The organism is Variovorax sp. Root434 (assembly GCF_001426595.1).
GTDB lineage: Bacteria > Pseudomonadota > Gammaproteobacteria > Burkholderiales > Burkholderiaceae_C > Variovorax.
In genome coordinates this window covers 1-1,416 of the sequence record NZ_LMEK01000020.1, presented here as the reverse complement: position 1 = coordinate 1,416, position 1,416 = coordinate 1, and the positions used below count along the sequence as shown (strand labels likewise).

Here is a 1,416-nt window from a genome sequence, read left to right as displayed (position 1 = left end):
GTGTAGCTCCAGCTGCCATCGGCCGCCAGCGTGAAACTGCCGTAGCCGTTGCTGCCGGCGGTGCCTGGCTGAGCTGTAAAGTTGGACTGTCCTGCATCGACATCGACGATCGTCAGCGCACCACCGGTGCTCAGGTTCGGCATCGAGGCATCCTCGGTCACCGCTCCGCTGGCGACGCCGCCGATCACCGGCACGTCATTGCTCCCGGTGATCGTCACCGTCACGAGCTGGCTCGCCGTGCCGTCGGAGGAAACCGCGGTAAAGCTCTCGCTGATCGACTGACCTGCACCCAACTGCTGGATCGCGCTTTGGCTGTTGTCGGCCGTGTAGGTCCAGTTGCCGTCGGCTGCCAATGCAAAGCTGCCGTAACCGTTGCTGCCGGTAGTGCTCGCTTGAGGCGCGAAGTTCGACTGGCCCTGGTCGACATCAGCAATCGTCAGCGCGCCGCTGGCCGCGAGGCTGCCACCGGACACCGCAACGTCCTCTTGCACCGTAGCGCTAGCCACACCACCGATCGTCGATCGTCACCGTCACCACCTGGCTGGCGGTCCCGTCGGACGAGACTGCAGTGAAGCTGTCGCTGATCGTTTGACCCGCGGCCAGTTGTTGGATCGCCGTCTGGCCGTTGTTGGCCGCGTAGGTCCAGTTGCCATTGGCCGCGAGCGTGAAGCTGCCGTAGCCGTTGCTGCCGGCGGTGTCCGACTGGGCTGTAAAGTTGGATTGGCCCTGGTCGACATCGGCAATCGTCAGCGCGCCGCTGGTGCTCAGGTTCGGCGTCGAGGCATCCTCGGTCACCGCCCCGCTAGCGACGCCACCGATCACCGGCACATCGTTGGTCCCGGTGATCGTCACCGTCACCACCTGGCTGGCGGTGCCGTCGGACGAGACTGCAGTAAAGCTCTCGCTGATTGATTGACCAGCGCCAAGCTGTTGGATTGCCGCTTGGCCATTGTTGGCCGCGTAGGTCCAACTGCCATTCGCCGCCAGCGTGAAACTGCCGTAGCCATGGCTGCCGGCCGTGCCCGCTTGAGGTGCGAAGTTCGACTGGCCCTGGTCGGCATCGGCGATCGTCAGCGCGCCGCTGGTGCTCAGGTTCGGCGTCGAGACATCCTCGGTCACCCCCCCGCTAGCGACGCCACCGATCACCGGCACGTCGTTGGTGCCGGTGATCGTTACCGTCACCACTTGACTGGCCGTTCCGTCGGACGAGACTGCAGTAAAGCTGTCGCTGATCGTTTGACCTGCGGCCAGTTGTTGGATTGCCGCTTGGCCATTGTTGGCCGCGTAGGTCCAGCTGCCATTCGCCGCCAGCGTGAAACTGCCGTAGCCGTTGCTGCCGGTAGTGCTCGCTTGAGGCGCGAAGTTCGACTGGCCTGCATCCACGTCGGCAATCGTCAGCGCGCCGCTGGCCGCGAG

General features: G+C 64.8%; 2 protein-coding genes. Both read right to left on the bottom strand.

Features of this window, described 5'->3' with window-relative positions; all coding sequences use genetic code 11:
* Positions 1 to 491, bottom strand: a 491-nt coding sequence (locus ASD05_RS17455) for a VCBS domain-containing protein (RefSeq protein ID WP_200955454.1), incomplete at its 3' end; no start/stop codon positions are given.
* 7 nt (positions 492 to 498) lie between these two features.
* A partial coding sequence (locus ASD05_RS17450; protein WP_200955453.1) for a VCBS domain-containing protein occupies positions 499 to 1,416 on the bottom strand: 918 nt, incomplete at its 5' end.